Source organism: Gaiella sp. (assembly GCF_035558935.1).
In the GTDB taxonomy this organism is placed as follows: domain Bacteria; phylum Actinomycetota; class Thermoleophilia; order Gaiellales; family Gaiellaceae; genus Gaiella.
Map to the genome: position 1 here is coordinate 1 of NZ_DATMBZ010000060.1, position 6,262 is coordinate 6,262.

Below are 6,262 nucleotides of genomic sequence, written 5' to 3' on the forward strand. Positions count from 1 at the left end.
AGCCGCCACTGCGCGGCGAGTGCCGAGACGCCGAAGCGAACGGCCAGCCCTTGAGCATCCGGGAACGTGGCCCAGGCCTCGCGCACCGCGGCCTCCGGCATGAGCAGCTCGGCGCCGAAGACGTTCGCCTCGCGCTCGAGGGCTCGGTCGGCGTCCTCGGCGAGGTCCTGCGAGCGGCAGTACGTCGGCGCGTCGTCCAACCCGCGCGCGTGGCAGATCCAGTGGCCGAGCTCGTGGGCGATCGTGAAGCGGATCCGGCGGGTCGGGGTGTCGCCGCTCATCGCCTCCGAGGCGTTGACGCGGATCAGTCGCTCGGACGGGATCAGGATCCCCGAGCAGTCGCCGAGGTCGGCCTCCTCGATCCGCAGGCCGAGCCAGTCCTCGGCGATCGACTCGACCGGCACGGGGATCTCGGCGCCGCCGAACGTCGCGAGGTACTCGGCGCGGAGATCGTGGGCTCGTGGGTCTGTGTAGCGGGTCGGGGCTGACGGCAATGCGATCGGACCGTAATCGGCTGTCGAAGACGTGTCCAGACTCTAGGAATCAGCCGTTCCGGAGACCGGCCTTACGACTGGACCCGTGACCCGGAAGGGGTGGACAGCGACGCGCGCTCGGGAGATCGAGCAGTCGTCGTGGTAGAGCGCCCTTCGCCGGGGTCAGGCGGGAAGCGTGAACGACACCCTCGTCCCTCCACCCGATCGCTGCTCGGCCCAGATGCGCCCGCCGTGCGCTTCGACGAGGCCGCGTGCAATCGCCAGGCCGAGCCCGGCGCCGGGGGTGGAACGTGCCTGATCCCCGCGCCAGAAGCGCTCGAACATCCGCTCCACCCCCTCGTCGTCGATGCCCTCGCCCGTGTCCTCGACGCGGACGCAGAGCTCGGCAGCGGAGGGCTTCACGACGACGGCGACCGAGCCGTCGGTCGGCGTGTGGCGGAGGGCGTTGGTGAGGAGGTTCAGGAGGACACGCTCGATCTTCTCGGGGGCGAAGCGGGCAGTCGCATCGCTCGGGCCGACCGACTCGAGTCGAACGCCTCGCGAGGCGGCTTCGGCGGCGACGCCGACGAGGCAGCTCTCCACGACCGGCGTGATGGGCAGCTCTCGAAGCTCGAGCGCCAGCACGCCCGACTCGATTCGGGCGAGCTCGAAGAGGTCGTCCACCAGCTGCGAAAGCACGCGGACCTGCTCCCGGAAGGCCGGGAGGTAGTGCTCCGGCTCTGCGAGCCCGTCCTCCAGCGCCTCGAGCATCGCCTGCATGTTCGCGAGCGGTGTGCGGAGGTCGTGGCTCGCCCAGGCGAACAACTCGCGTCGCGCGTCGAAGATCCGCTCGAGCGCGTCCCCCATCTCGTTGAACGCCCGTGCGAGCGATGCGATCTCCGCCGGACCGTCCTCGGGAGCGCGCGCAGCGAGGTCGCCGCTCGCAAGCTCGGCGGCCGCATCTCCGAGCTTCTCGATCGGTCGCTCGATCGACCGGGCGAGGACGAGCGCAGCGGCGAGAGCCACAGACGCGGAGGCGGCGCTGACCGCGAGGATCTTCACGTCGTCGCCCATGTGGAACATCACCCATCCTGAGGCGAGGACGGCGACGAGGGGGACGCAGACCGCGAGCACCGCGAGGCCCGCGAGCCTCAGGCGCAGGGTAGGCAGAGCACGCAGAGCAAAGGCGATCGCAAGCCCGGCCCCGAGCGTCGCGAGCGCGACGACGAGCGCGGACTGGATCACGGCGTGAGCCGGTAGCCGACGCCCCAGACGGTCTGCAGGTGCCGCGGCCGTGCCGGGTCGTCCTCGACCTTCGTCCGCAGGCGCCTGATGTGAACCGTGACCGTCCCGCTGTCGAGCGCCGGCTCGTAGCCCCAGACGCTCGCCATGAGCTGGTCGCGCGAGAAGACGCGTTGCGGATGCGCGGCGAGGAACCAGAGCAGATCGAACTCCCGTGCCGTGAGCACGACCTCGTCGCCGGCCTTTCGCACCTGGCGTGCGTCTCCGTCGAGCACCACGTTTCCGAAGGCGACGCTGCTCCTCGGCTCGGCCTGCGCCGAGGAGCGGCGGAGCAGCGCACGGACACGGGCCGCGAGCTCCCGGGGGGAGAACGGCTTGGTGACGTAGTCGTCCGCGCCGAGCTCCAGACCGACGATGCGATCCACTTCCTCGCCGCGCGCCGTCAGCAGGATGACCGGCAACGTCGAGCGCGAGCGGATGGAGCGGCTGAGCGCGAGCCCGTCCTGGCCCGGGAGCATGACGTCGAGGACCACGAGGTCGAGCTGCTCTTCTCGGAGCAGCTCGTCGGCGCGGTCTCCGTCTTCGGCGACGAGCGTGCGATGGCCGTCCCGCTCGAGGTAGCGGACGACGACGTCGCGGACGATCGGGTCGTCGTCCACGACGAGGATGGTCGCCATGTCGCTCATTGTGCGTCCGTGGGCCACTTCGCGTGGTGCTCACGGGCCCAGTCCTCTCGAACGGTGCCGACCGTCATCCCACGGAGGGCGTGGCGCGTCGACGGGTGGATGACGGCGAGGTAGAGGTGACCCGCGAGAAGCGCCACCGAGAGATACGCGACCACGTCGTGCAGCACGATCGTGCTGTCGAGGCGAAAGCGCGTATCGCGCTCGCCGAGCCAGAGCAGCACACCGGACACCGCGAGGAGCACGGCGAACGCAGCCGTGAGCGCCGCATTCAGCTTCTGCCCCGCGTTGAACCTGCCCTGGCGGACGTGTCTTCCGAGCAGCCAGCGGCGGTCGTCGGCGTCGAAGACGTCGAGCTCGCGCGTCGTGGCGCGGAGACCCCGCCGATCTCCGAGAGCGACCACGGCCAGAAGCGCGATCGCCCACGCGAGCGCGGTGAAGAGGTGAACGTCCTTCACGAGGGGACGGCGACCGATCTCGGTTGCGAGTGAGGGGAGATAGAGGACGAGCCCCGAGCCGAGGAGCACGAGGAACGCCGACGCGTGCACCCAGTGCACCGCGCGCTCCGTCCGGGAGAACCGTCGGACGTACCGTTCGCCTGTCATGCGGAGTTCGAGTGACCGATCCAGGCGTCCCGGTCGTAGCCGCGCTGCTCCCAGTAGCCGACGACCGGCTCACGCGTGACGACGATGCGCTCGACCCACTTGACGCTCTTGTAGCCGTACATGCGCGGCATCACGAGCCGCAGCGGCGCCCCGTGCGGACGCTCGAGCGGCCGGCCGTCCATCCCCCAGGCCAGCATCACGTCCGGGAGCGAGGCCTGTTCGAGCGTCAGCGAGTCGACGTAGGGTCGCTCGGCGGACACGAACGAGAGGGCCGCTCCCGAGGGAAGTGGAGCGGCGGCAGCGAGGACGTCCCGGATCCGGACGCCCGTCCAGCGCACGTCTTCGACCGTCCAGCCCGTCACGCAGCGGAAGTCGCTGACCTGCTGTGCGACCGGCAGAGCGCGAAGGTCGTCGAGGGCGAGCGCGAGCGGCCGCTGGACCAGGCCGTCGACGCGCAGCCGGTAGGTCTCGGGGTCGAACGTCGGCATCGTGGCGGCGACGGTGTAGATGCGCCAGCCGCTCGTCGGCTGTGGCAACACCGCGCCGACGCTGCGCGGAAGGATCCCCGAGGCCGCCTCCCAGGCGGAGCGCCCCCACACGAGCGACGACAGCCCGGCCACGGTGACACCGAGGAACGCTGCACGTCCGAGGCGCTGCTCGTCCTTCACCCCGGAATCATCCACGTGGCGGCGGGCGGGATCGATGAACAGACTCTGAACGTTCGTGTCCACGCGATGAACCCGGGCCCTGCGAGCGCGCATCTGGCGGTAGACGTTCGTGGCGGTACTCGAAAGCGGACAGGAGGTCGACCATGACGAAGCTCACGTACGGCGCACTCGCGGCGCTCGCGGTTCTCGCGGTCTCGGGGACTACGGCCCTCGCGGCGAATCAGGCGATGAGCCCGAGACTCGTCGGGACGATCATGGACAAAAAGCTCGGCGAGGTGCTGACCACCTCGCAGAAGCAGGCGATCTACACCTGGAAGAGCGAGCCGAGGGGCACGATCCGCTGCACCGGAGCGTGCGCGAAGGCGTGGCCGCCCGTGCTCGTGAAGAAGGGCGTCGGGATCCCCATGCACTACTCCGGCATCAAGGGCGACTTCGGGACGATTCGCCGTCCCGATGGCTCGCGTCAGCTCACCCTCGACCGGCGGGCGCTCTACACCTACGCGCACGAGAAGCCGGGCCAGGTGCTCTGCAACAACGTGGACAACTGGTTCGCGGTGAAGATCCGGCCTTGAGCCCGCGGCGCGCACCTGATTGTCTATCCCGCCGACTGTCGGCGACCACGGGAGCCTGATGAGCATCGAGGCGGTGCCTGCCGAGCTACGCACGACCGATCGTTGGGACTTCACCGGCCTGCGCGCGCTGTACGTCAACTGCACGCTGAAGCGGTCGCCGGAGCGGTCTCACACGCAGGGGCTGGTCGACCTCTCGAAGGCGATCATGGACGCGAACCGCGTCACGGTCGACGAAGTGCGGGCAGTCGACCACGAGCTCGCGCCGGGTGTGTGGCCCGACATGTGCGAGCACGGTGCCGAGCGCGACGACTGGCCCGCGCTGTACGAGCGCGTCCAGGCCGCCGACATCCTCGTGCTCTGCTCGCCGATCTGGCTCGGCGAGAAGTCGTCGGTCTGCACGCGCGTGATCGAGCGGCTCTACGGCAACTCGTCGCTCCTGAACGAGCACGGACAGTACGCGTACTACGGCAAGGTCGGCGGCTGCCTGATCACCGGCAACGAGGACGGCATCAAGCACTGCTCGATGAACATCCTCTACTCACTGCAGCACCTCGGTTACACGATTCCGCCGCAGGCGGACGCGGGCTGGATCGGCGAAGCCGGGCCCGGCCCCTCCTACCTCGACCCGGACTCCGGGGGCCCGGGGAACGACTTCACGAACCGGAACACGACGTTCATGACCTGGAACCTGATGCACGTGGCGCGGCTACTGCGCGACGCCGGAGGAATCCCGGCCCACGGCAACCAGCGCTCGCTCTGGGACGCAGGCTGCCGCTGGGACCTCCCGAACCCCGAGCACCGCTGAGGACGGGCCTCGCGGGGGAGGAGTGAGCTCTCCTCCACCCGCGCGGCGTGTGCCTAGCCGACCGAGTCGCGGAAGGCGACTGCTTCTCCGGCGAGCGCGGACGACTCCTCGATCGGCAGGATCGGGGTCGACGTGAACCGCAGCCACGGCGCCCAGGGTGCAGTGGTGCGGGCGAGAGTTGCGGCGCTGTCGGCCTCGATCAGGGCCACACCCCCACCACCGTCCGCGAAGCCGTAGAAGCCCTTGAACTCCGCGCCGGCCGGCGGCTGCCACTTCGAGAACACGTCGAGCGACCGACGAATGCCCTCCTCGCTCGTGTCGATGAATTCCCAGGTGACGTGAAAGAGCATCGGCGCATCCTTTCCCGAGGCTGATTGCCGAGCGAGCTGTGGGGCCGAGCGCGGCCCTCGGTCAGGCCTCGACGAGGATCACGAGCGTCTCCGGGACGACTCCGTCGTGCGCCATCGCCTCGGCGGCCGCCTCAGTCTCCATCGCAGCCATCACGGCGTCCATGTCCGGGACGTCCATCAGCAGGCCGACTCTCGAGGGGTTCTGTGGATCGACGAACGTCCGGATGTTGGTGACGCCGAGAGGCCCGAAGAACTCCTCGCGTTTGGGCGAGGCGAGCCAGTGGTCCTTGTCTTTCACGTCGTGGTAGCCAATGACGGTGGGCATCGCCCTCCTTCGGGTCGGCCGGCCGCTCGATGCGCACCGGTGGCCCGAGTGACCGTACTCTCTCGCAGCTCGAGGCGCCAACGAACGGGAGGACGGCGCCTGCGCGACCGTGTGTCCAGCCGTCCGCCTCGTACGATGGCGGAGGAGGATGCCACGTGGCCACGTCTGATCCGATTGCCGAGATCATCGGCGACTATCGAGCCTTCGCGGCGATGCAGCGCGACCGACTCATCGCCCGGGGCATCGACATCTCGCCCTACGCGCTCAGCCACCTCGCCGTCCGCGTCGCCGATTGGGACCTGTACGTCCACCAGCGCACGCTGCTCGAGCGTCATGCGAGGGCGAACAGCGAGAACCTCTGGAACGGGCGTCCGATCTCGCTGATCGTGCTCGCCGAGCCGCTCGAGGTCCTCGACGGGACTCCGGTCTCGCTCATCGAGCTCATCCCGCCCGTTCACCAGCGCGTGTACCGCATGGGCCTCGAGCACCTCGGCGTCGTCGTCGGTGAGGAGATCGACGACTTCTCGCGAGTGCATCGA

At 69.5% G+C, this 6,262-nt stretch carries 10 protein-coding genes; 3 read left to right on the forward strand and 7 right to left on the reverse strand.

Going from position 1 to position 6,262, the window contains the following annotated elements; genetic code table 11:
- The 5 genes from VNM44_RS05875 to VNM44_RS05895 form a co-directional block, all read right to left on the reverse strand.
- On the reverse strand, positions 1 to 494 hold a 494-nt coding region (locus VNM44_RS05875; RefSeq protein WP_325623658.1), incomplete at its 3' end, for an ImmA/IrrE family metallo-endopeptidase.
- A 162-nt stretch (positions 495 to 656) separates the two neighbouring features.
- On the reverse strand, positions 657 to 1,556 hold the full coding sequence (locus tag VNM44_RS05880; protein WP_414652958.1) for a HAMP domain-containing sensor histidine kinase: 900 nt from the start codon (positions 1,554 to 1,556) through the stop codon (positions 657 to 659).
- A gap of 158 nt (positions 1,557 to 1,714) precedes the next feature.
- Positions 1,715 to 2,392 (reverse strand): response regulator transcription factor, encoded by a 678-nt coding sequence (locus VNM44_RS05885; protein ID WP_325623662.1) that lies wholly within the window; start codon positions 2,390 to 2,392, stop codon positions 1,715 to 1,717.
- Positions 2,393 to 2,397: 5 nt separating this feature from the next.
- Positions 2,398 to 3,003: a cytochrome b/b6 domain-containing protein gene (locus VNM44_RS05890; protein ID WP_325623664.1), complete on the reverse strand. Its 606-nt coding sequence runs from the start codon at positions 3,001 to 3,003 to the stop codon at positions 2,398 to 2,400.
- Entirely contained in the window at positions 3,000 to 3,671 is a 672-nt protein-coding gene (locus VNM44_RS05895; RefSeq protein WP_325623666.1) for a molybdopterin-dependent oxidoreductase, read from the reverse strand. Before VNM44_RS05895 ends, VNM44_RS05890 begins: the two co-directional genes overlap by 4 nt.
- Positions 3,672 to 3,814: 143 nt before the next feature.
- Here VNM44_RS05895 and VNM44_RS05900 point away from each other — a divergent pair, with 143 nt between their 5' ends.
- Both VNM44_RS05900 and VNM44_RS05905 read left to right on the forward strand, forming a co-directional pair.
- Positions 3,815 to 4,243 (forward strand): hypothetical protein, encoded by a 429-nt coding sequence (locus VNM44_RS05900; RefSeq protein WP_325623668.1) that lies wholly within the window; start codon positions 3,815 to 3,817, stop codon positions 4,241 to 4,243.
- A gap of 58 nt (positions 4,244 to 4,301) precedes the next feature.
- Positions 4,302 to 5,048 carry a flavodoxin family protein gene (locus VNM44_RS05905; RefSeq protein WP_325623670.1) on the forward strand — a complete coding sequence of 249 codons (747 nt, stop codon included), beginning with the start codon at positions 4,302 to 4,304 and terminating at the stop codon, positions 5,046 to 5,048.
- Between the two features lie 53 nt (positions 5,049 to 5,101).
- On the opposite strand, the gene VNM44_RS05910 is transcribed toward VNM44_RS05905, so the two are convergent.
- Both VNM44_RS05910 and VNM44_RS05915 read right to left on the reverse strand, forming a co-directional pair.
- Positions 5,102 to 5,398, reverse strand: a complete 297-nt coding sequence (locus VNM44_RS05910) for a DUF3303 domain-containing protein (RefSeq protein ID WP_325623672.1) — start codon at positions 5,396 to 5,398, stop codon at positions 5,102 to 5,104.
- Between the two features lie 61 nt (positions 5,399 to 5,459).
- On the reverse strand, positions 5,460 to 5,723 hold the full coding sequence (locus tag VNM44_RS05915; RefSeq protein WP_325623673.1) for a hypothetical protein: 264 nt from the start codon (positions 5,721 to 5,723) through the stop codon (positions 5,460 to 5,462).
- A gap of 155 nt (positions 5,724 to 5,878) precedes the next feature.
- On the opposite strand from VNM44_RS05915, the gene VNM44_RS05920 reads away from it, so the two are divergent.
- Positions 5,879 to 6,262 (forward strand): VOC family protein (locus VNM44_RS05920; protein ID WP_325623674.1); only part of this gene is annotated, 384 nt, incomplete at its 3' end.